Origin of the sequence: Sphingobacterium sp. CZ-2, from assembly GCF_004526235.1 — a bacterium.
Classification (GTDB): Bacteria; Bacteroidota; Bacteroidia; order Sphingobacteriales; family Sphingobacteriaceae; genus Sphingobacterium; species Sphingobacterium tenebrionis.
The window spans coordinates 307966-331561 of record NZ_CP038159.1 but is presented as its reverse complement, the minus strand read 5'-3'; the positions used below and the strand labels follow the sequence as shown (position 1 = coordinate 331561).

Genomic DNA, 23596 nt, shown 5'->3' with positions numbered 1-23596 from the left:
ATTGGAAAATGATTATTTTGGAATCACTTTTTAGGCTATGAAGCAACATCCTTATCGTTACAATAAACAACAGTGGAAATTTTTGCTGTTTATTTTTGCAGCATTGATCGCTGCAGCTTCCTTGCTGTACAGTAATTATTTGGTCAAGAATTTGTCCCTATCCGAACGTACCAAAGCGCAGGTTTGGGCAATGAGTACCAAAAGTGTGGTCAGTATGCCCGATGTGGATGATGAATTCATCAGTTTCATCTTTGCAGTTCGGGACAGTTTGAGTTTGCCCGCCATTATTACCGACCAGAACGACAAGATTATCCTTTGGCGAGATTTAGACAGTACCAAAACGGCCATTGAAGATTCTACATCCACTTTGGAATATGATCCGGTATATTTTGAAAAACAACTGAACCAGATGAAAAAAGCACATCCAGCCATTGAACTATCGCTGGATAGGAACGAAAAATGGTTCGTTTACTACCATGATTCCAAAGCCTTAAAACAACTCCGCATATTCCCTTATATCCAGTTATCGTTAATTGCTTTCTTTTTAGCCATAGCCTATACCGTATTCAATTCCATCAGAGATTCCGAACAGAATTTGGTCTGGGTGGGAATGGCCAAGGAGGCGGCCCATCAATTGGGAACCCCCATTTCTTCCCTGATGGGATGGCTCGAGTTAGCTCGGGTCACCTATGAGCCGAAGGACGACACGCTATTGAATGAAATGGAACGGGATGTGCAACGGCTAGAGATCGTGGCGGATCGATTTTCAAAAATAGGCTCTACGCCTTCCCTTTCCAACCATGTGGTTTATGGAATTGTGGAAGATTACGTCAATTACTTTAAGATCCGCAGCAGTAAAAGGATAACTTTTGAGCTCACGGGGGACCAACATGTGGAGGCCAAGCTCAATGTGCAGGTATTCGATTGGATCATTGAAAATCTACTTAAAAATGCAGTAAATGCCATCGAAGGTGAGGGCAAGATTACTGTTAACATTTCTGAAAACATTGCAAAAGAGGAAATTTTTATAGACATTAGCGATACGGGGAAAGGCATTCCCCGCTCTAACTGGGAAACCATTTTCCTACCTGGATTCACCACAAGGCAGCGCGGTTGGGGTTTGGGCTTAAGTCTAACGAAACGGATGGTGTATTACCACCGAGGTCAGATCTTTGTGAAGGACTCCGAAATAGGAAAAGGGACCACTTTTAGAATAGTATTAAAAAGCAATCTACGATATGAGCCCACTCAAATCTGATGAGTATCCAGCGATCTTCAACGATTATATCGAAACTGTTACAGGCGATGTATATGATGATCTGAACGACCAACTGACCACCTTTCCCGAATTTATAGCCAGTATCCCCGAGGATCTGGGCAGCTATAAATATGCGGAAGACAAATGGTCCATCAAAGAAGTATTGAACCACATCATCGATGCCGAACGCATCATGACCTATCGTGCATTAAGGTTTGGCCGGAATGACATGACCGCATTAGCTTCTTTTGAACAGGACGAGTTTGTTGCCAATGGTCGCCATAACGAACGAAAAATGGAAGATCTTGCGCAGGAATTCTATCACCTCCGCAAAGCAAACCTCTACCTTTTCAATTCCTTTGATGAAACGGAATTGGCAAGAAAAGGGATGGCTTCAGACCGATTGATTTCTGTACGCGCATTTCTGTACATTATCGCCGGCCACTTGAACCACCACGTGTTAATCTTAAAATCACGTTATCTTAAAGATCAGAACATCAACAATGATTTGGCATAGGGAATACAGCTTGGAAGAGGTGAATGAACTGTTCGCCATCAACATGACAGGCTTCTTGGACATTAAGGCAACCTCCATTTCCGATGATGAAATCATCGCCGAGATGCCGGTCAACGAAAAAGTAAAACAACCTTACGGCCTATTGCATGGTGGAGCATCCTGTGTACTGGCAGAATCGGTAGGCAGCATTGCTTCCAATATGGTCGTTGATGCCAATGTGTATGCCGGTGTAGGTTTGGAGATTAATGCCAACCACATCCGACCAGTGACCAAAGGTAAAGTCACAGCCATCTGCAAACCATTGCATATCGGCAAAACAACCCATGTGTGGGACATCAAAATCAACAATGAAAGAGGTGCATTGGTATGCATTTCCAGGCTTACCATTGCGGTCATAAAAAAACCTTCGATCTAAAAACAAACCGCCAGTCTGTTTGTTCATCCGATAATAATACCATTTTGGTTTTATGATACGGTTTAGGTTTTGAAGAGACATCGCCCATTCGATGTCTCTTCATATTTTATCAGAACGCAATCGTTTGCTTATTAAATTTCATTTTATTTTTCCAATTTATTTTATTAGCCTTGTGGTTAGCTAAAATTATTAAATCCATAAATCGAATTTATGAGTAACCAACAAAATCAATCTACCCTTGGACCCATGATCATCATCGGTTCCTTGTTCTTTATTTTCGGATTTGCCACCTGGCTAAACTCCTTATTAATACCCTACTTAAGGATCGCCTGTGAGCTTACCGAAGTTCAATCTTACTTTGTAACCTTCGCTTTTTATATCGCTTATTTGGTCATGGCTCCAGTTTCTACTTGGGTACTGAACAAATTCGGATTTAAGAATGGTATGGCTATTTCATTAGGAATTATGGCTGTGGGTGCTTTATTATTCATTCCAGCAGCATATTCCCGTACCTATCTGTTATTTTTAACCGGATTATTCATCATGGGTGGTGGTCTTGCTATCCTTCAGACAGCCTCCAATCCTTATATTACCATTATTGGTCCTGTGGAAACTGCGGCGCGCCGTATCAGTATCATGGGTATCTGTAATAAATTTGCAGGCGCATTAGCTCCAATCATTTTAGGTTTATTCCTAAACTTGAGCGAGGCCGATAAGGTTAAAAATTCCTTAGCGAACATGAGCCCTGAAGAATCGGCTGCAGCTTTGGACAAAATCGCCCTACAAGTGGTTAACCCGTATATCGGTATCGTTGTTGTTCTTTTGGTATTGGCATTCTGGATTTCCAGAGCAAATTTACCGGAAGTAGCGGGTGATGAGGAGGAAGATGCTGCTCATCATAACATTACCGAAGGAAAACAGAGTATCTTCGATTTCCCACACGTATTGTTAGGATTTATCGCTTTGTTCGCTTACGTAGGCGTGGAAGTATTGGCTGGTGATACCATTATTGCCTACGGAACCTATTTGGGTATTCCATTGGATACCGCAAAATTCTTCACCTCGTTTACCATGGGTGCGATGGTGGTTGGTTATTTGATCGGTATTGTAGCCATTCCTAAATATCTTTCTCAAGAGACTGCATTAAAGCTTTGTGCGATATTGGGTATTATCCTTACGGTAGGTATCGTCATGACTGACGGTATTGTATCCCTTACTTTGGTTGCTTTATTAGGTTTGGCCAACTCCTTGGTATGGCCGGCAATTTGGCCATTGGCGTTGAAAGGTGTGGGTAAATTTACAAGTGCCGCTTCCGGCATCTTGGTTATGGGTATCGCCGGTGGAGCGGTAATCCCATTACTTTACGGACAATTGGCACATTTCACCAATTCGCACCAAGCGTATTGGATCGCATTGCCTTGTTACCTGTTTATTTTATACTATGCCATTGCTGGACACAAAGTTCGTAAGCACTAATATTAATCGAGAAATTATATTAATCGAGCATTATTATTAATTAAAATGACATAAAGCAAACGGAGATATTAACCTATCTCCGTTTGTTTTTTTATTAGGTATTAGTATCTTCGAAGAATAGAACATTTATGATTATGAAAAAATTAGCATTCGCCCTATTGCTTGCAACGGGTCTATTATTCAATGCTCAACATGCTGATGCACAGATAAAACTCCCTCCAGCAAGTAGCACGCAATTTATTATCCAGGATCTTGGAATTAGCCAGGTAAGTATCATCTACCAAAGACCTAATATCAAAGGCCGGAAAGTATTTGGTGATCTAGTGCCTTATAATCAGATTTGGCGTACTGGAGCAAACAATGCCACCAATATTACCTTTCAGGATGAAGTGAAGATTGAAGGCCAGACCTTAACTGCAGGAACCTATGCCATGTTCACTATCCCTACGGAAAAAGAATGGACCATTATCTTTAACAGCAATGCCAAACAATGGGGCGCTTATACCTATGATAAGGCAGATGATGTGTTACGTGTGAAAGTAAAACCTATCAAATTAAAAGATAAGGTAGAGTCCTTTACGATTAGTTTTGATGATGTGAATGATCAGCACATGAAAACTTCATTGGCATGGGAAAATACTAAGGTTTCGTTCTTGATTGAGGTTGATCAGAAAGCGGAGATCTTAGCGAGCATTGATTCGGCGATGAAAGGCGAAAAGAAACCTTATTTCCAAGCTGCGCAGTACTATTTTACGCATAATGTGGATGTGAAGAAAGCTGCGGAATGGATGGTAGAAGCGGATAAAGGGAATACCAAAGCTCCTCATATTAAGTATTGGAAATCGTTGATTCTTGCGAAAGCTGGTGATAAAGCTGGAGCGGTTAAAGCTGCACAGGAAGGTTTGGAAATGGCGAAAAGAGATAAGAACTCGGAGTATATTAAGTTGAATACGCAAGCTTTGCAAGCTGCGCAGAAGAAGTAGAGCGGTGATTTGAGATGGCTCTGCCATCAGAAATATTGGGCCTTGTCATAAGAATAGGACCATGTCAAAAGAATTGGGCCATGTCATCCTGAGCGAAGTCGAAGGATCTGTACGGTTACAAACGAACAGATCCTTCGACTTCGCTCAGGATGACAATAATATTACACATTCACCTCAGCGCCTTAAACAATATCTCCACCGGATGCAGCGCCAATTCCTTAGTTCCATCCATAATCTGATGCCTACAGCTCGCCCCTGGCGCAGCAACAACCACCCCTCCTTTCTTCTCCCGAACTGCTGGAAACAACACCAACTCCCCGATCTTCATCGACACCTCATAATGTTCCTTTTCATAGCCAAAAGAACCAGCCATCCCACAACATCCTGAAGGTATATTCTTCACCTTAAAATTCTTCGGAATACCCAACACCCCTTGCACAATAGGCAACAATCCCCAAGCCTTCTGCTGACAATGTCCATGCAGCAAAATCTCCGAGCTTTCTTCCGTAAACTGCTCCTGCCTAATATTCCCCGCCAAAAACTCCTCCAACAAAAACTCTTCTATCGTCAAGGCCAATGGCGCAATCCTTACCGCATCTTCCATCAATTCCTCATCAACCAAATCCACATACTCATCCCGAAAAGTCAGAATCGTCGATGGCTCCACAGCAACCAGTTTCACCTCTGCCGACAATCTCCCCCGAAAAACCTCCACATTCCTATTCGCCAATTTCCTCGCCTCCCGCAACAAACCTTTCGACAACAATGCCCGACCAGAAAAAGCATGCGGGACCATCAACACCTGATAGCCCAGCCTTTCCAATAGCAGAATGGCCTTCTTCCCAATCTCCACATCATTATAATTCGTAAACTCATCAAAAAAGAAATAAACCGATTTGATGGGACTCGAACCCGCCGTATATACCTTATCCTTCTTCTCATACCAAGACCGCAATGTCCTGGAAGCAATTTTAGGGATATGCCGTTTCGAAGAAAAGCCCACCATCTTCTTCACCAGATTTCCGGTAATGCCATTTCCGGCAACCGCATTGTACAGCCCCGCTATGGGCTGCATAAACTTGGTCAAGGTATCCACATGTCCAACCATCCTCGCCCTTAATGGCACCCCATTCGTATCATAATAAGCCTGTAGGAATTCAGCCTTCAATTTCGCCATATCCACACTGCTCGGACATTCCGATTTGCAAGCCTTACAGCTCAAACAAAGATCCATTACCTCCTTCAGTTCCGGATGATCAAAGGGGTTTGCCTTGGTCGAATGGGTCAACATTTCGCGAAGCATATTCGCCCTTGCCCTGGTGGTATCCTTTTCTTCCTTGGTCGCCATATACGATGGACACATGGTTCCCCCGGATAGATGTGTTTTCCTGCAGTCTCCCGAACCGTTACATTGTTCGGCATGCTGTTGTATCGTTTGTGGTCCATAACGGAACACCGTTTTTATTTTCCTATCCTGCTGTCCGGGTTCATGCCGCAGAAAAGTGTTCATGGATGGGGTATCCACAATCTTCCCCGGATTAAAGATCCCATGCGGATCCCAAGCCTTTTTGATCTCCTTCAACAATTGGTAATTATGATCTCCGATCATCAAAGGGATAAACTCCCCACGCAACCTTCCATCACCATGTTCCCCACTCAACGAACCTTGGTATTTCTTCACCAGATGCGCAATTTCTAAAGCTATCGTTCTGAACAAGGAATTGCCATCCTCCGTTTTGAGGTTGATGATGGGTCTTAAATGCAGTTCTCCGGTAGCTGCATGCGCATAATGCACTGCATACAAGCCATATTTCTCCAATATCTTATTGAACTCCTCAATATAAGCCGGAAGATCCTCCACATCAACAGCCGTATCCTCGATCACAGCCACCGGCTTTTCATCGCCCGGCACATTGCTCAGCAAACCTAATCCCGCTTTTCTCAGGTTCCATACCCGTTTTTTATCAGCTCCTAAGATCAATGGAAAATGATATCCCAATCCATTCAATCGCATTTCTGCTTCCACTGCCAGCACCTTTTGCAAAATCTCCGCCTCATCCTTTCCATCATACTCCACGATCAATATGGCCGCCGGATCGCCCTCCACAAAAAAGCGGTTCTGGAACTGCTCCAGATTACCCTTCGTACATTCCAGGATGTAGGCATCCATCAATTCACTCACCAGGGGCCGATGTTTCAGGGCAATAAGATTCCCCCTTAAGGCATCCTGTAAGGAATGGAAGTGTACACACAATAGCCCAGATGGATTCTCGGGCAATGGATCAACATGTACTTTAATAGATGTGATAAAGGCTAAGGTTCCTTCCGAACCACAGATCAGTTTACAGAAATTAAAAGGTTCGGCATCTGCCACAAATGGATCGGAATCCAATAATAGATCGACCGCATAACCGGTATTACGTCTCAGGATAGAAGCTTTAGGGAAGTTGGAACGTATCTGTTCCTGGTTATCATAATTCCCCAACATGCTCCTCATTTGCGCATATAAGGCTCCTTCTAAGGTCGGAAGATTACTCTTCTCGATAAACTCATCAAAAGATAACCCCTTAAAGCACACTTCCGAGCCATCACTCAATAAGGCTTCGATCTCCAGCGTATGCTCCCTTGCACTTCCGTAGATCAAGGAATTGGATCCGCAGGAGTTATTGCCGACCATACCACCTATCATCGCCCGGTTGGCGGTGGAGGTCTCAGGTCCAAAATATAATTTATGCGGTTTTAAGAAAAGGTTCAGTTCATCCCGGATCACGCCAGGCTGCACCCTCACCCAGGATTCTTCCGTATTCAGCTCCAAGATCTCCGTGAAATAACGGGATACATCCACCACAATACCCGATCCTACCACCTGACCCGCCAAGGAAGTCCCCGCCGTTCTTGGGATCAAAGAAGTGTTATGATCCTCGGCAAATCGGATCAGCTGTTTGATATCCGTTTTGTTTTTCGGATAAGCAACAGCCAAGGGCATTTCACGATAAGCTGATGCGTCGGTAGCATAGAGCACCCGCATCTTCTCATCCCAAAATAGCTCACCCTCCAACTGCTGAGCAAGCAAAGACAGCTGCTCTTCCATCATGGCCTTATCCTTTTATTTGTGTGGTATAGGTACTCTCGAAAATCTTATCCGCATTATTGGTTTCAAAACCATCCCTGCGGTGCTTGGATTCGATCTCTTCCTTCGGTAGATCCTTGAATTGAGGGAGAACACTTCGCTCCGCAAATTCCACATAGCTACCCGCGATCTGAATGGTTTTATCGTCCGCAAATTTTGCATCATACAAGGCAGAAACGGTGCTGCTCTGACGAAGCAACCCGTCTTCACTGGTCTTAATCTTCCCTCCGGAAGTATTCAATTTCACGCCGATACTCTCCAGAAAAGCATTAAATTCTTCCAAGGTATTGTATCCATCCTTTAATTCATGGATACTGATCGTATAGTGGTTCAGGTAATACCTGTTGTAGATCACCCAAGCGGCGTATTCACTTTCCGCCAATAAGGTTTCATATTCTTCCGAAGTTGGGAGCCCCCAAAGTGGCTGTTGTAAAAAGGCAGCAACCTCCGGACCATTGTTCAGGTCCAGATCATCTACCGGATCTGAGGTAATCTGCGCGGTGTATTTATAGATGATATCCTGAGCAGCCTGACTCAATTCATGCACCCTAAGTTCCGAAACAAAGATTCTCGGATAGCCTTCAATCGCTGGCGCATACCAATAGGCGTTCAATTTCTTACCCTCAAAATGGAAATAATCCTTCTTCGTGTACCCAAAAGCCAGGAATATTTTTTCAAAGGATTGGATTCCCAGATGCGGAACACCCAATGTTCTAAAAGCAATATGGTCGTTTACTATATCATCTTGGGATTGTACAACCTGACGGTCCAAAAGAGCTTTGGTTATTTTATCGACATCAGCGACATTCTTGCGATAATGTTCGAACAGGTCATTCAGAACAAAATCAACAGGTTTATTTTCATCAAAATGCATCTCAAAAATTTTAAATTTACAATTAGAATAAAGTTATCGAAAAATTGACAAACAAAAACAATTATTCAGTAAAATATTAAATAATGAAAATATTATTCAGCGAATTATAATTCTTCCATAAGAATCTTCTCCAACTCGTCGGCAGTAAGGTTCATGTTGATGTTTCCATCCTTGGCAAAGGAAATCTCCCCTGTTTCTTCAGATACGATAACGGCAACGGCTTCCGAAACCTCGGTTACCCCAATGGCTGCGCGATGTCTCAATCCAAATTGTGGCGGAAGGTCTTCGGAGTCTGATAAAGGAAGCACCGAACTCGCGGTCATGATACGGAAATCGACGATAATAACCGCACCATCGTGTAAAGGGGAATTTTTAAAAAAAATGGATTCCAAGAGTCTTTTGGAAATCGGAGCGTCGATCACCGTTCCACTGGTCTGGTAATATTCTTCGTCGAAGTACCTGGAAAAGACCAATAGTGCACCGGTCTTTGCGCGCGACATATTCTGGCAAGCTTCTACGATCGGACGGATATATTCGGAGTTATCGGCATGGCTGCTCTTTTTCGTACCGAAAATATTCCAGAAGAACTTTTTCCGTCGGAGGGAAATGTTCTTACCGATATGTAGCAGGAATCGCCGTATTTCTTGCTGGAAGACGACAATCAAGGCGATGGATCCCACGGAAATAAAACCACCGAATATTTCGGTCAGCAAACGCATTTCCATCTGCTTAACGACCAGGTAGATTCCGTAGAACAGACCAACACCTATCAGGATATTTACCGCAATCGTACCCTTAATCAAACTATAGATATAGTAGATAATGATTGCTACGAGTATGATATCGATAAAATCCTTGAGCCTGAAGCCACTTAAGAGGTTGAAATCTAGTCCATCCATATGTTATGCAATTTAAAAAAATTTATCCATTGATTTAGCGTTATTACTTAGTAAAAGGAATGCTAAAACATTAAATTTGTAAAAACAGATAAATCATGACTAAACTATCCGTCAATATCAACAAGATTGCAACCCTTCGTAATTCTCGTGGTGGGAATGTTCCAAATGTACTATCCGCAGCATTGGCCTGTGAACGTTTTGGTGCTGAAGGGATTACTGTACATCCTCGCCCGGATGAAAGACATATCCGTTATCAGGATGTGTATGATTTGAAAGCGAATATCAAGACCGAGTTCAATATCGAAGGGAATTGTCAGGAGCAAAAATTTGTGGATCTGGTATTGGCGAACAAGCCTACGCAGGTGACTTTGGTGCCGGATGCGCTGAACCAGTTGACGTCGAACCATGGTTGGGATACCATTGCGAATAAGGATTACCTGATCGAGATGGTGAAAATGTTCAAGGATCAAGGGATTAGGGTTTCTATTTTTGTGGATCCGGTGGAGGATATGGTGGAGGCTGCGGCGGAGACAGGAACTGATCGTATTGAGCTGTATACGGAAGCTTATGCGGCAGAGTTTGGGTTTGATAAGGAAAAGGCTATTGAGCCGTATTTTAAGGCAGCAGTGAAGGCGAGGGAAGTAGGTTTGGGATTAAATGCTGGGCATGATTTGGATTTGAATAATTTGGAGTATTTTAATCAGCATATTCCGGAGCTGTTGGAGGTAAGTATTGGACATGCTTTGATCGCGGATGCGATTTATTTGGGCTTGGAAGAAACGATAAAGAGGTATTTGGCCGCATTGAAGGGGTAAATTACGTCATTGCGTCATTGCGAGGAGGCACGACGAAGCAATCTTTGTACTTTGTCATCCTGAGCGTAATCTTTGTCATCCTGAGCGCAGTCTTTGTCATCCTGGCCGTAGTCTTTGTCATCCTGAGCGTAGTCGAAGGATCTGTACGGTTACTAACGAACAGATGCTTCGACTACGCTCAGCATGACATGCGGGAAGATTGCTTCGTTCCTCGCAATGACGTTACCCCCCTATTCTATCCCTTTAAAAATCCGATTCCACCTAATCTTACTCAAGAAAGAACCATCCTTATCCCAGCTCATCCAAGTAAACAACGCCTTTCCAACAATATGATCCTCCGGCACAAATCCCCAACCCCTAGAATCAGCTGAATTATGGCGGTTATCCCCCATCATCCAGTAATAATCCATCTTAAAGGTATAACTATCCGATTTCTGTCCATTAATATAAAACCCATCTGCACGTTTCTCCAATTGATTCCCCTCATACACCGTAATCACCCTCTCATAAATCGGCGCTGAAAGACTATCCAACTTCACAGAAGCCCCTTTCTTAGGCACCGTGATCGGGCCAAAATTATCATAGTTCCAAACCGGACCATTCTGATAATGCGGGAAAGCATCACTCAACGCATCCGTCGTTCCCTTCGGATAGATCAACTCCTCAAAACGTTTCACCTGCGGCCAGGTTCTCACCTGCTCTGCCTCTTCTTTCGTCATGTGGATCACATACAAACCTTGATCAGGATTGGTATAATTCATATCCAATTCCAACCGCAATTCCACCAATCTATTCAAGTCCAACCCATTAGGATCCGTCTGAATAATATAATTGGTCTGAAACTCAGGCGAAGTATAGGCCTTCTCCCCATTCACAAACAAGGTCGCATCTTCCATGGAGATGGCATCTCCCGGCAAGCCCACACAACGTTTGATATAATTCTCTCTTTTATCGATTGGTCTATGCGTTTCTTCCGGATAATTAAAAACAACCACATCATTACGCTTGATTTCCTGAAAACCAGGAAGTCGTTTGTAAGGAACCTTGATCACTTCCGAATACGCCTTGCCACCTGTAATCGGCATGGTATGATGCGCAAAAGGGAAAGCGATCGGCGTCATCGGCACACGTGGGCCATAATTCAATTTACTCACGAACAAGAAATCCCCTACCAATAGGCTTCTCTCCATAGATCCCGAAGGGATCATATAAGCTTCGATCAAGAATCCACGGATCAACGTAGCAGCAACCGTAGCAAAAATGATCGCATCTGCCCATTCCCTACCTGTAGATTTCTTATAAGGGTATTTTTTCTTGAACTCTTCCGTGGTCGATTGACCTAGATATTTGGTATTCGGATCCCTGCCCCACATCGGTAGCACAATGAACGGCACCAAAACGGCCGCTGCATTTTCCCAAAACCTTCTCTTACCGAAAGCCTTAATAAAATTCAGGAAAAGATCGTAAAAGATAAACACATTCACGATTGGCACAAATAACCAGATGATCCACCAGGTAGGTCTACCGACCAGTTGCGCCATGACGTATTGTCCATAAATAGGAACAATAGCTTCCCATCCCTGTTTTCCTGCTTTTCTATATAGCAGATATAGGCCGTATAAAGACCCAATAACAAAAATGGCTAAGAATATATACCACATATATTAACTGTTAAAATCAAACATTTCTGTAACCTGGAAAAACCCTTTTTTCCCTTGTAGCCATTCGGCAGCAATCACTGCACCTAGGGCAAATCCTTCACGGCTATGTGCCGTATGTTTAAACTCGATCTGATCCACTTCCGAACTATACAACACGGTATGCGTTCCTGGAACCTCTTCAATGCGTAAGCTTTCGATCAGCAACTCATCAGGCTTGGCGATCACTTCCTCTCCAGAACCTTCCACAGAGTTCACCCAAGTGTTCTTCTGGTCCACTTCGCCAAGGATCCCCTCAGCAATGGTGATAGCGGTTCCGCTCGGCGCATCCAATTTATGGATGTGGTGGATCTCTTCTACCTGAACATCATATTGTTTGTATGGATTGATCGCTTTTGCCAACATCTTATTGATATGGAAGAAAACATTCACCCCGATACTAAAATTAGAACCATATAATAGGGATTGGTCGCTAGAAAGTGTAATTTGTTTCACTTCTTCTAAATTTTCATACCAACCCGTTGTCCCCACAACGATAGGAAGGTTGGCTTCAAAGCATAAACTGATGTTATCCAGCGCCGCATGCGGGGTACTGAAATCAATAGCCACATCAGCATCCTCAATATCCTCTAGCTCGATGGAATCCCGGTTTTGCTCATCAACGATCAACACGACTTCATGGCCTCTTTTGAGCGCGAAGCGTTCGATCAGCTGCCCCATTTTTCCATAACCCAATAAAACGATTTTCATATTTAAATTGGTTAATATTTTATTTTAACGTAAAAGTCATCTTGATACCCGGAGCGAACATGCTCTTTCCAGAAAAACCATTCATGCCAAGGGCATAGGAATTGGTCGGCATAAAGGTTGGTGACATTTTAAAGGAAAGGTCGTCACTCACGTTCCAACGGTTCTTAAGGATGGAATCCACATAGGCTTCCACGATATTCAAACCGTACCAGCCCAAGGTAACCAATACCGTCAGGTCTCGGTTTCGGCGGCCATAGTCCTTGAATTTGACCAAACCTGCTACATCCCAGTTGCTATCGATACCCAAGACCCCATCCGATGGTTGACCCCTATCAGCTCTGTACTGCAATTCATCCAAGAATAGCTTATAATACCATTGCCAATAGTCAAACACGAAATAGGAAGCTACAAAACCACCATAGATCACCGGGACCTTGACCCACCATAACCCTTGGTTGGTATATTGTCCCCAGCCGGGAAGGATCATGGATCTCTTCCAGGCAACACGGGTAAGGCGTTCGATCTCCAAACGGGCAGAATCCTTTAAAATATCCTTGTAATAATATTTCGCGCGTTCCTTTTCCGCCTTTTCTCGTGCCTTCCGCTCCGCTCTGGTTTCTTTTTTGGTCGTATCCTGTTGGGCAACGGATTTTAGCGTGTCCTGCGGATCGATCTTTTTCGTGCTGTCCTGTAAAACGACCTTTTTGGTTGGCGGAATGCTGTCTCTATTCTGTCCATAAACCAGGTTTATAGCCAACAACAATCCCAATAGCAAGATAATCCTTTGCATTACCAATCAAGTAATTCTAAAATACGGCTTAAATCATCTTCGGAATCAAAAGGAATTTCAATGGCTCCTTTTCCTTTGGTAGATTTCACATTCAGTTTTACGCGGGTAGCGAATTTGGAAGCCAGATCATCCTCAATTTTTTGGTATTGGAATGTCAATGCTTTTTCTTTCTTACCCTTCTGTTTTTTATCCTTGGCTTGTTGCACCTCACGAACCAATTGTTCGGCGGTACGTACAGAAAGACCTTTCTCTACAATCTCTTTAAAGATATACAGCTGTTTGTCCACTTCGCCAACATTGATCAATGCGCGGGCATGACCCATCGTCAGATCGCCGTCGCGGATGGCTGCCTGAATCACCGGAGGTAATTTCAACAGGCGCAGGTAGTTGGTTACTGTTGACCTGTTTTTAGAAACACGGTCACCCAATTCTTCCTGTTTAAGGCTGCATTCCTCGATCATACGCTGAAAGCTCAACGCAATCTCAATGGCATTCAGGTTTTCACGTTGTATATTTTCGATCAAGGCCATCTCCAACATCTGTTGGTCATTGGCAGTACGTACGTAAGCAGGGATCTCCGTGATACCGGCCAGTTTGGAAGCACGTAATCTACGCTCTCCACTGATCAATTGGTATTCGTTTTTCGCTACTTGGCGTACGGTGATTGGCTGAATAAGCCCTTGAACTTCTATGGATTCCGACAATTCCCTCAGTGCTTGCTCATCAAAGTCAGTACGTGGCTGAAAAGGGTTGATGGAAATTTGGTCTACTTTGATAAAATTGATACTACCAGCCGGACTGGTAGACGGTTTCGCTACAGGAACTTCAGCAGGCGTATTCTTTGCAATTCCGATATCATCTTGCTGCAATAAAGCGCCTAATCCTTTTCCCAATCCTGTTTTCCGCTGTAATGCTGCCATATTATGCTGTTACTGTTTGCGTATTTTCTTTTAATAATCCGTTTTTCTCTAATATTTCCCGAGCAAGGTTCAGGTAGTTGATCGCTCCTTTGCAGGAAGCATCGTGCATGATCACCGAAATACCGAAGCTTGGTGCTTCACTCAATCGGGTGTTACGCTGTATGATCGTATCGAATACCAGATCATGGAAATGGGTCCTTACCTCTTCCACCACTTGGTTGGATAGGCGCAGGCGCACATCGTACATGGTCAATAAAATTCCTTCGATCTCCAACGCCGTATTCAATCTGTTCTGAACGATTTTGATCGTATTCAATAGTTTACCCAAACCTTCCAAGGCGAAATACTCACATTGAACAGGGATAATCACCGAATCAGAAGCGGTTAGGGCATTGATGGTGATCAAACCTAAAGATGGCGAACAATCGATGATGATAAAATCGTATTCATCTTTCAGGCTATCCAGCACGCGTTTCATCTTATACTCCCGCTCTTCCAGGTTGATCATTTCGATCTCCGCACCGACCAGGTCGATATGCGCCGGAAGAAGGTCCAGATTTGGCGTGTCGGTATGTTGAACGGCTTCTTTTGGATCTAAGTCATTGATCAAGCATTCGTAGATGCTTGCTTTGATGCCACGCGGATCAAAACCAATCCCCGAAGTAGAGTTTGCCTGAGGATCTGCATCCACTAGCAACGTCTTGTATTCTAGAACGGCTAAACTTGCTGCAAGATTGATAGAAGTTGTCGTTTTACCTACTCCCCCTTTTTGATTGGCTATGGCAATAACTTTTCCCATTGTGTAATTCCTCGATTATGAAAACTAATTTTGAAGCGTCGATACGGACGTCCCTTGCAAAATAACATACTGCATCGATATATGATAATTAAATGATGTTAAATTTGCTACTTTTGGACAGTATCCTGCACATAACGCTGAGGTTGCTAAGATACAAAAAATAGATTTAGGTAAGGATATCTATCTAACATGCTTTTTATAAGTAACATATAAACAATGAATTTAATTATATCCGGAACGAATAGAAAACATGCCAACTCCCTTAAGGTGGCAAAATTTTACCAAAAAGAACTCGCAGAACGCGGCGAAGAGTTCCAAATTCTGTCGATGGAAGAGCTACCGAGCAACCTCATGGAAACGGATCTTTTCGGAAAACGTTCGGAGGAATTTGCAGCTATACAGCAGCAGGTTTTTAATGCGGATAAATTTATATTTATCATCCCTGAGTACAATGGAAGCTACCCAGGCGTGCTGAAATTATTCATTGATGCCTGCGCTTTTCCAAGCAGTTTTTACCATAAGAAAGCGGTATTGGTAGGGGTTTCTTCCGGGAAATATGGAAACATCCGTGGCGTTGATCATTTTACAGGGGTTTGTAATTACCTGCGCATGCATGTATTGCCCCTGAAGATCCATATCCCTCATATACAATCCGAATTGGATGAGCAATTGAATTTTCATGACCCGTTGACCTTAAAGTTCATCAACGAACAGCTGGATGAGATCGTTAAATATTAAGTCTTTAGGGTTATTAAACAGTAAGCCTTTAGGGTTATTAAACACTAAGCCTGAAATGGTTTAAAAAAATCTAAGTTTATGAAGCTTTTACAATCACTAGGAATACTTGTTTTGGCCGTTTTTACAGCATGCCAATCTGGTCAAAATGCCCAATCGGAAAACAGCTTCTTCAATGGGAAGGACCTGAGCGGGTTTCATGTGTTTAATCAGGGCAATGAACCATCCAAATGGAAGGTGGTCAATGGAGAGATCATCTGTGATCCTAAGGGTACAGGTGTTTTTGGTGATCTGATCACGGATAAGGAATATGAAAATTTTGAACTGGATTTTGAGTGGAAGGTTGGAAAAGGAGGAAATTCAGGCGTATTCATCAATGTAAAGGAAGATTCAAGCTTTGCGGCTACCTTTGCGACGGGATTGGAAATGCAATTGCTGGATAATGAGAATGCCGAGCCTAGGCATCAAGTGGATTCTACCCATTGGGCAGGATGTTTATATGCCGTGGAATGTATTGGCAGTAACTCCAAGCCGAAACCATATGGAGAATGGAATAAGGCAAAGATCAGACAGAAGGATGGGGAGGTTACTTTCTGGCTGAACGATAAGATCACCTTTCAAGAAAATGTGACTACAGAGGAATTTAAAGCGAAGGTCGCTACGACGAACATGAAGAATTACCCAAGCTTTGGGATGTTCAGAAAGGGAAAAATCGCTTTCCAGAACCATACGGATTCCGTAGGATTCCGGAATTTAAGGTTAAAAGAATTATAGTCGTTTATATGCAGCCTGTTTTTATAGATGCAGCTTGTTTTTTTAGATAGGTTCGGAGTAATAGCATACTGAAAGTATACCTAAAGTATGTAAAATGTATGTCCGGTATACTTTTTCCATACTTTAACCTGCGTTTAAGCATACTTAAAGTACGATTCTAACCCTAAAACAAACATATTTTGAATAGTCAGCATAGAATGCGTCCAGAGTAATTGGATAATAAAAGTTAGAATTAGTTGCTTAACGTATCGCGTCATTGCGTGAGTCGCGGCATTGCGTGAGTCGCGTCATTGCGAAAGTCGCGAGAGTCGCGTCATTGCGAGGAGGAAAATCACGTCATTGCGAGGAGGTACGACGAAGCAATCTTTCGACTAGTGTAAAGATTACTTCGTCGTGCCTCCTCGCAATGAACTGTGTATATATCCAAATAATAAATTAAATTTTCTCCAAATAATATTCTGATTAGGCCGCTTTTGCGATGTAGCCCTTTCCAGATTTTGCGATGGCGAATGCCTGTTTGATCAGTTTGTTCACCACTGCTATGATTGCGACCTTGTATGGCTTTCCTTTTTCCATCAACCTCCCATAAAGCTCACTGCAGGCGGTGTTGCTCCTGATGGCGGATATTGCCGCCATGTACAGCACCTTTCTGACCTGGCCCATCCCCATCTTGCAGATATGCCCCTTTCCCTTTACGCTGGTACCGGATTCGAATATCCTGGGCGCCAGTCCGAAATAGGATATCAGCTGCCTGTGCCCCTCGAACCGACTGAAACCGTCCGTCAGGATGATAAGCAGTGCTGCGCTGCGTGGCCCTATTCCCGGTATGCTCCGCAGGTTCGCGTTGAGTTCCCCGTAATTCTCCATGATGATCTGCTGGATCTGTCTTTCATGTTCATTGATGTTCTCATCAAAAACTTTGATCCCTTCCTCCATGGTCTTCCTGAGCGAGGGGTCCAGTGTCCCAGCATATTCATATGCATGGAGCTGGTTCCCTAGAAGGTTCCTGCATTCCTTCTGTCCCTTGATATAGCCCTCCAGGTTCCTGATCCTCAGCACATGTTCCTCCGGCAGCCTCCATTGGGCAGGTTCCGTCATGCTGGTGAACTTGGCGATGAGCTGGGCATCCTTCCTGTCGGTCTTGGTCCTGGCCAGGGTCATCTGGGAAAAACGCCTGATGACAAGGGGGTTGATGACCGAGACACGTTCATCCCTTTCCCAGAGGAACCTTGCCAGGCGGAAGTAATAGGGACCGGTGGCCTCCATCGCTATATGGCTGCCGTGCATGTGGCCCAGGGCCTCCACAAAACCCGCTTGGTCGTTACGGAAACGACCCTTGAAAACCTCTTTCTCTCCCGATTGGACAGAAATGTCAAAATAATCCTTTGAACAATCAATACCTGTTACCATATTTGTATATCATATTTGTGGATTACAGCAGCTCTTATCATAACTTATCAATCGTAAAAACAGGCTCCTGGCCTAATGAACTGTCCAAGTTTATGATAGGAATAAGAGAGGGGGATTAACATTGCGAAGGGTCTCTCAAGGACCAATGACGATTAAAAATCTTACTCCCTCTCTCGCTGTATCCTAAATGAAATACAAAATTATATTCTGTCTCTTTAATTCCTATAACTTACTTACAAACTTACGATGACGGGGAAGGGCGCAAAAAAAATGTCCAATAAAAAAAAGCTCATCTTTCGATGAGCTTTCGTCTGTGGAGGCTACTGGATTCGAACCAGTGACCCTCTGCTTGTAAGGCAGATGCTCTGAACCAGCTGAGCTAAGCCTCCTTGTTTTTCCTTTTTTATTTTGAAACAGTTAAGGAATCTGTTTTTGGTGGAGGCTACTGGATTCGAACCAGTGACCCTCTGCTTGTAAGGCAGATGCTCTGAACCAGCTGAGCTAAGCCTCCTTTTTTCCGTCTTGCGGTGTGCAAATATAGGGCTAAAATCTGATTTACAAAATATTTTGAATCTTATTTTGAGATTTTTTTGGCAATATATTCAAATACAAAGAGATAAATTTTGGATTTTTTTACGGGGATGGGGGATTTTGGGGGATTTTTGTGCCTGCATTACCCGTGCCCCTATCAATAGCACGGGTAAACAGGACTTATGTAAGTTGAAACTATGTGCAAATTGCTGAGGTAAAGATATGGTTTATTTAGAATGATTATAAATAATTTGAAGGGTTTTGTGTGATATGACATTGAGATTATTTATTACGCGAAATGGGAGGAGGTGTCATCCTGAGCGTAGTCGAAGGATCTGTACGGGTACCACCTGTAGATGCTTCGACTTCGCTCAGCATGACATGGCTAAAGATTGCTTCGTTCCTCGCAATGACGGGGGTGTTAGTCATAAAACTTCCAGGAAACCCCGAACCTCAAGAAAGCAGGGTTCATCGGGTATCTTCTAACCGTATAATACCCATTCGGATAGATATGCTGATTCGCGAAATTATAACTCAAGAACAAATTTACCCTATCAATATTCGCTGTCAACCAAAAATCAACGATCGGATAGGTCGAAAATTCGATCCCTACATTATCATTATAAAACTGTCCCGCATTGATCGCATAGGAAGGTGTCTTAAATGGCGTATTAAACTTCACATCCATACCAATCCGAAAATCCATCACATTATACAGGATATTCGCATAGTACAGACTATGGAAAGTATACAACTCCGGCGTTGCCAACACATCCATGGCATCCGATTTCTGATAAACCACCATATTATCCAAGTGGAACTTCCGGAACTTAAAGTTCTGCCCTACGGTCAGTTTCAATAGGTTTAAGTTTCCAGCTTGGGTAGGCTTAATCTGCCTAGCAAAAAGAATATCGTTGCTAGGGTTTTCCAACTCCCGGAAATACGTGTAATTATTGATCAGGAAATATTCCGCCTTTCCACTAAATCCAATCTTTGAGTTCGAATAGGAAAAGGAAAGGTTCTGTGTTTTTATCTTATCCAGGTTAAGATCCTCTTCCCGCCAATTATGATAAGAAAGATTGGCATTCTGGAAAATCATTTCCGTCGATTTATTCTGCGAATAAGCCCCTATCCGCAATTTTCCGATCACATCACTCAAATGCACATCGGCATAGGCTTCATATAGAAAATCCCCAAAATTACGGCCCAACACGATCTGGTTAGCCGCAAAATTAAGATCCACCTTATCACTGAACTTATACCCTATCGAGCCTTTCACCATGGAATTCTGATAGAAATTACTCATGAGCGAATCGGTATACCATATCAGGTCGTTCTGGAATCCCAGCTCCACCTTCGCCTCATTCTTCAGATTCCTCCCTCGAAGGAAGAAAGAATAGGTAAAATCGTTGGTAATACTAGTTATCTTGGTCGTATCATCTACCCGCACCAATGAATCGGAAGGAAAGGCATTATACAAATCCGCCTGATTCTTAAAGAAGATAAATTTCTGTTGACGGATACTGGAATTATGGGCCACCACATTGGTTGGATGGATCTCTCCATCCGGACCATTGCCATTCACGGTATCGATCCTGCCCAGATAATAGGACTGCCTTAGGAAAAGGGCCATATCTTTCCATTTATTGAATGGTCTATTCGCCTGCGTTCCATTCAGTTTCACAGGATAACGAGAAGGCGAAGTATTATCAGAGGTATCCCTAAATACGGTATCATTGAGGATGGAACCATTTTCAGTCGCATCCAAAGTGTTAAAAGTTAAGTTGGAAACCAGGTTATACCGCTTACTTGGCGATTCGTACCAGACAAAAACAGCTCCCTTCCGATCGCTATAGGCCTGGTTGTTATAATAGCCATCCGTATTGGTTGCATGGTATTCTGCCCCAATATTCAGATGCGGATTGATATTCTGCGCCAACCGAGCTTTGAAAACCTGATCATCGAAAAAGAAACCTACTGCATATAATTCGGAGAATCTGGCCCTTGCCCTAAAATACTGGACAGAATCTGAAGTTAACAGATAGCGCTCCAAGGCATGGTAACCCGATTGAAAACCAATCGACTTATTGGGGTTGAAGAGTAGATCTCTAGATGCCAGACCATAAGAACCTAGGTTAATGGTTGGGTTCCAAGGAAGATTCTGTTTATTGTAATACTGGAAATTCACATGGGAGGTATCCAGCGCATAGGTCCTGGTCAGGCGTTTCAAGGTGGCCAGGTTGGTATACCTTACATATTTTGCCGTAAAAACGACGGAGTCCTTTTTATTGTCTTCTTTGTTCCTAGCGGAATCCAAGGCAGAACTAAATTCATCCTCGACCTGGGCATAAAGCTTAGGCGTAAGGCTAAACAACACTAATACAAACAATAACCGCTTAAGTATACTCATGTAAGGACCGATACAAAAATTTAATTCAGCAAAAATAGTTCAAAAAAGCAGAATTATTGCAATGCGATTAATTCTTTTAATATACTTGTCATTTTTGGTTCTGCTTCTGCCGCAACTGCAACGATTTCATCCAAAGAAACAGGTTGTAGGTTTTCGTGGAATCCCTCATCTGTAATCACCGAAATAGCAAATACCGGAATTCCCATATGGTTGGCTACGATAACCTCCGGAACGGTACTCATGCCAACGATATCACCGCCTATGATGCGCATATATCTGTACTCAGCACGGGTTTCCAAGTTGGGACCTGGCGCAGAGACATAAACCACCTTATGGGCTTTAATCTGCAATTTATTGGCAATTTCAAGACCTTGCTCCAACATATCGAAATTATAGGGTTGGCTCATATCCGGAAAACGCGGGCCAAACTCTTCATTGTTCCTTCCCCGTAACGGATTATCAGGCAAGAGGTTGATATGATCTTCAATGATGCCTATATCGCCCTTTTTGATCTCCGGATTTAGGGATCCGGAGGCATTGGATACAAACAGTTTCTGTATGCCCAATGCTTTCATCACGCGAATAGGAAAAGTGATCTCCTGCATACTGTATCCCTCATAGTAATGTAAACGCCCTTGCATGGCCACTACATTTTTCCCATTGAGCTTTCCGAAGATCAATTTACCGGTATGGAATTCTACCGTTGAAATCGGGAAGTTCGGGATATTGGAATACATCATCTGATGCTCCACGTCGATCTCGTTGACCAATTTACCTAGACCAGTGCCTAAGATGATACCAAATTCGGGATTAAATTCGCCTATTTTGCGGCGTATAGCTAGTATGGATTCTTGAATCTGTTGATACATGTGTGCAAAAAAACTTTATAATCAAACTTACATTTATTTTTTTGCACACACAAATCAGCAAATAAGGCTAACGGCTTCCTGCAATCTTGCCTTCTACCTTACCTGGGGAGGTAAGCAATAAAAGAAGGTAAGTTACCAGTCCGTTGTATACGATCAGTTCAAACCCGATCTTATAATTCGTATGCGGCAACACATAGGTTGTCAACAAGAACATCAGAATAGGTGATAAGACACAGATCAGAGGGACCAAATTGTCATTTACACGACGTTTGGTCAGGATTCCGAAGGAGAATAAGCCCAATAAAGGACCATAGGTATAACCTGCGATCTTGAAGATGGCAGAGACCACCGATTCATCGTTGATCCAATGGAACAACAAGATTACCAATAGCATAACCACGGAGAATGCCAGGTGCACCATATTACGTTGTTTCACCAATTTTGGATCATTCGGATTTTCCTTTTTGTTGAAGTTCAGGAAGTCTACACAGTAGGATGTGGTCAATGCAGTTAAAGCGGAGTCTGTTGTAGCAAACGTTGCTGCTGTTAAACCCATCATAAAGATGATCCCTGGCAATAAGGTTAAATGACGCAGGGCAATTTCAGGGTATAAATAATCGGATTTACCCAGTTCGGCCAAGGTGATGCCGTTCGCTTCTGCATAGAAATACAACAAAGCACCTACGGCTAGGAAGAACAGGTTGATAACCACGAAAATACTGGTGAATACCATCATGTTTTTCTGCGCTTCGCCAATGGTTTTCATACTCAGGTTCTTCTGCATCAAATCCTGATCGAGACCCGTCATCGCAATGGTGACGAAGATACCGCCAATGATATGTTTCCAGAAGTTACGGGTATCTCCCAATAGGTTTTCCCAGATAAAGATCTTGGAATAAGAACTTTCCTTCACTTTTTCGAAAGCTTCGAATACGGTCAATCCAAGACCATCGGCCATGAAATAAATGGAAAGGATAACCGCCAAAAGAAGGAATGTCGTCTGTAAGGTATCTGTGATAATGATAGTCTTAAGACCACCTTTATTGGTATAGAGCCAGATCAGCACCAAACACACCGAAACGGTTAAGAAGAATGGTACATTCCAGGCATCAAAAATATAGCGCTGTAATACGATAGCTACCAAGTATAAACGGAATGCGGATCCTATGGTCCTGGAGATCAAGAAGATCATCGCGCCAGATTTATAGGATTTATGCCCTAAACGTTCCTCCAAATAGGTATAGATGGACGTCAGGTTCATCCGATAATACAAGGGCAACAGGACATAGGCAATGATGACAAAACCGATGGCATTTCCGAGTACGAACTGGAAATAACTGAAGTTATTGGGATCGGTCATTCCACCAGGGGTATTTCCTACATCTCCAGGAACGGAGATAAAGGTTACTCCTGATAGGGCCGTACCGATCATCCCGAAGGCAACCATATACCATTTGGCATTGCGGTTGGCAACGAAAAAGGTAGAGTTATCGGCAGAACCCTTGGAGGTAAAATAAGATACCGCCAAGAGAATTCCGAAGTACACGACCAGGAAGGTTAATAAAATACTAGGTGACATATTG

Annotated in this window: 20 protein-coding genes and 2 tRNA genes; 8 read left to right on the top strand and 14 right to left on the bottom strand. The window is 43.1% G+C overall.

Going from position 1 to position 23596, the window contains the following annotated elements; genetic code table 11:
* Window positions 1–37: 37 nt before the first annotated feature.
* The 5 genes from E3D81_RS01460 to E3D81_RS01440 all read left to right on the top strand — a co-directional run bounded on the left by E3D81_RS01460 (window position 38) and on the right by E3D81_RS01440 (window position 4649).
* Window positions 38–1258 carry a sensor histidine kinase gene (locus tag E3D81_RS01460; RefSeq protein ID WP_134776155.1) on the top strand — a complete coding sequence of 407 codons (1221 nt, stop codon included), beginning with the start codon at window positions 38–40 and terminating at the stop codon, window positions 1256–1258.
* The gene (locus tag E3D81_RS01455; RefSeq protein ID WP_099367799.1) at window positions 1239–1775 is read left to right on the top strand and encodes a DinB family protein; all 537 of its coding nucleotides are present in this window, start codon (window positions 1239–1241) and stop codon (window positions 1773–1775) included. Before E3D81_RS01460 ends, E3D81_RS01455 begins: the two co-directional genes overlap by 20 nt.
* On the top strand, window positions 1762–2190 hold the full coding sequence (locus E3D81_RS01450; RefSeq protein ID WP_099367800.1) for a hotdog fold thioesterase: 429 nt from the start codon (window positions 1762–1764) through the stop codon (window positions 2188–2190). Before E3D81_RS01455 ends, E3D81_RS01450 begins: the two co-directional genes overlap by 14 nt.
* Before the next feature lie 210 nt (window positions 2191–2400).
* Entirely contained in the window at window positions 2401–3666 is a 1266-nt protein-coding gene (locus tag E3D81_RS01445) for a sugar MFS transporter (RefSeq protein WP_134776154.1), read from the top strand.
* A 134-nt stretch (window positions 3667–3800) separates the two neighbouring features.
* Window positions 3801–4649 carry a DUF2911 domain-containing protein gene (locus tag E3D81_RS01440; RefSeq protein WP_134776153.1) on the top strand — a complete coding sequence of 283 codons (849 nt, stop codon included), beginning with the start codon at window positions 3801–3803 and terminating at the stop codon, window positions 4647–4649.
* A 169-nt stretch (window positions 4650–4818) separates the two neighbouring features.
* Here the strand turns inward: E3D81_RS01440 and E3D81_RS01435 are convergent, their stop codons facing one another.
* From E3D81_RS01435 to cdaA, 3 genes are all read right to left on the bottom strand, one after another.
* Window positions 4819–7740 carry an FAD-binding and (Fe-S)-binding domain-containing protein gene (locus tag E3D81_RS01435; RefSeq protein ID WP_134778364.1) on the bottom strand — a complete coding sequence of 974 codons (2922 nt, stop codon included), beginning with the start codon at window positions 7738–7740 and terminating at the stop codon, window positions 4819–4821.
* Window positions 7741–7747: 7 nt separating this feature from the next.
* Window positions 7748–8653 carry a DUF1338 domain-containing protein gene (locus E3D81_RS01430; protein ID WP_134776152.1) on the bottom strand — a complete coding sequence of 302 codons (906 nt, stop codon included), beginning with the start codon at window positions 8651–8653 and terminating at the stop codon, window positions 7748–7750.
* 104 nt (window positions 8654–8757) lie between these two features.
* The gene (cdaA, locus tag E3D81_RS01425; protein ID WP_099367805.1) at window positions 8758–9552 is read right to left on the bottom strand and encodes a diadenylate cyclase CdaA; all 795 of its coding nucleotides are present in this window, start codon (window positions 9550–9552) and stop codon (window positions 8758–8760) included.
* Window positions 9553–9647: 95 nt separating this feature from the next.
* Between cdaA and E3D81_RS01420 the strand changes: the two genes are divergently transcribed.
* A complete protein-coding gene (locus tag E3D81_RS01420; protein ID WP_134776151.1) occupies window positions 9648–10367 on the top strand; it encodes a pyridoxine 5'-phosphate synthase in 720 nt (239 codons plus the stop codon).
* A gap of 230 nt (window positions 10368–10597) precedes the next feature.
* Here the strand turns inward: E3D81_RS01420 and lepB are convergent, their stop codons facing one another.
* The 5 genes from lepB to E3D81_RS01395 are packed head-to-tail and all read right to left on the bottom strand — an operon-like array spanning window position 10598 to window position 15284.
* Window positions 10598–12028 carry a signal peptidase I gene (gene lepB, locus E3D81_RS01415; RefSeq protein ID WP_099366727.1) on the bottom strand — a complete coding sequence of 477 codons (1431 nt, stop codon included), beginning with the start codon at window positions 12026–12028 and terminating at the stop codon, window positions 10598–10600.
* A gap of 3 nt (window positions 12029–12031) precedes the next feature.
* The gene (dapB, locus tag E3D81_RS01410; RefSeq protein WP_134776150.1) at window positions 12032–12775 is read right to left on the bottom strand and encodes a 4-hydroxy-tetrahydrodipicolinate reductase; all 744 of its coding nucleotides are present in this window, start codon (window positions 12773–12775) and stop codon (window positions 12032–12034) included.
* Between the two features lie 19 nt (window positions 12776–12794).
* Window positions 12795–13565, bottom strand: coding sequence for a DUF5683 domain-containing protein (locus tag E3D81_RS01405; RefSeq protein WP_134776149.1), 771 nt, complete (start codon window positions 13563–13565; stop codon window positions 12795–12797).
* Window positions 13565–14485, bottom strand: a complete 921-nt coding sequence (locus E3D81_RS01400) for a ParB/RepB/Spo0J family partition protein (RefSeq protein ID WP_099366730.1) — start codon at window positions 14483–14485, stop codon at window positions 13565–13567. Before E3D81_RS01400 ends, E3D81_RS01405 begins: the two co-directional genes overlap by 1 nt.
* 1 nt (window position 14486) lies before the next feature.
* The gene (locus E3D81_RS01395; RefSeq protein WP_099366731.1) at window positions 14487–15284 is read right to left on the bottom strand and encodes a ParA family protein; all 798 of its coding nucleotides are present in this window, start codon (window positions 15282–15284) and stop codon (window positions 14487–14489) included.
* A 216-nt stretch (window positions 15285–15500) separates the two neighbouring features.
* Between E3D81_RS01395 and E3D81_RS01390 the strand changes: the two genes are divergently transcribed.
* On the top strand, window positions 15501–16022 hold the full coding sequence (locus E3D81_RS01390; protein WP_134776148.1) for an NADPH-dependent FMN reductase: 522 nt from the start codon (window positions 15501–15503) through the stop codon (window positions 16020–16022).
* A 78-nt stretch (window positions 16023–16100) separates the two neighbouring features.
* Window positions 16101–16793, top strand: coding sequence for a DUF1080 domain-containing protein (locus E3D81_RS01385; RefSeq protein WP_134776147.1), 693 nt, complete (start codon window positions 16101–16103; stop codon window positions 16791–16793).
* 462 nt (window positions 16794–17255) lie between these two features.
* Here the strand turns inward: E3D81_RS01385 and E3D81_RS01380 are convergent, their stop codons facing one another.
* From E3D81_RS01380 to E3D81_RS01355, 6 genes are all read right to left on the bottom strand, one after another.
* The gene (locus E3D81_RS01380) at window positions 17256–18203 is read right to left on the bottom strand and encodes an IS110 family transposase (protein ID WP_134776146.1); all 948 of its coding nucleotides are present in this window, start codon (window positions 18201–18203) and stop codon (window positions 17256–17258) included.
* Window positions 18204–18517: 314 nt separating this feature from the next.
* A tRNA-Val gene (locus E3D81_RS01375) sits at window positions 18518–18592 on the bottom strand.
* Between the two features lie 44 nt (window positions 18593–18636).
* Window positions 18637–18714 (bottom strand) — tRNA-Val (locus E3D81_RS01370).
* Between the two features lie 441 nt (window positions 18715–19155).
* Window positions 19156–21144, bottom strand: a complete 1989-nt coding sequence (locus E3D81_RS01365) for a putative porin (protein ID WP_134776145.1) — start codon at window positions 21142–21144, stop codon at window positions 19156–19158.
* A 53-nt stretch (window positions 21145–21197) separates the two neighbouring features.
* Window positions 21198–22013, bottom strand: a complete 816-nt coding sequence (locus tag E3D81_RS01360; protein WP_134776144.1) for a purine-nucleoside phosphorylase — start codon at window positions 22011–22013, stop codon at window positions 21198–21200.
* Window positions 22014–22080: 67 nt separating this feature from the next.
* Entirely contained in the window at window positions 22081–23592 is a 1512-nt protein-coding gene (locus tag E3D81_RS01355; RefSeq protein ID WP_099366736.1) for a sodium:solute symporter, read from the bottom strand.
* Between the last annotated feature and the right edge of the window lie 4 nt (window positions 23593–23596).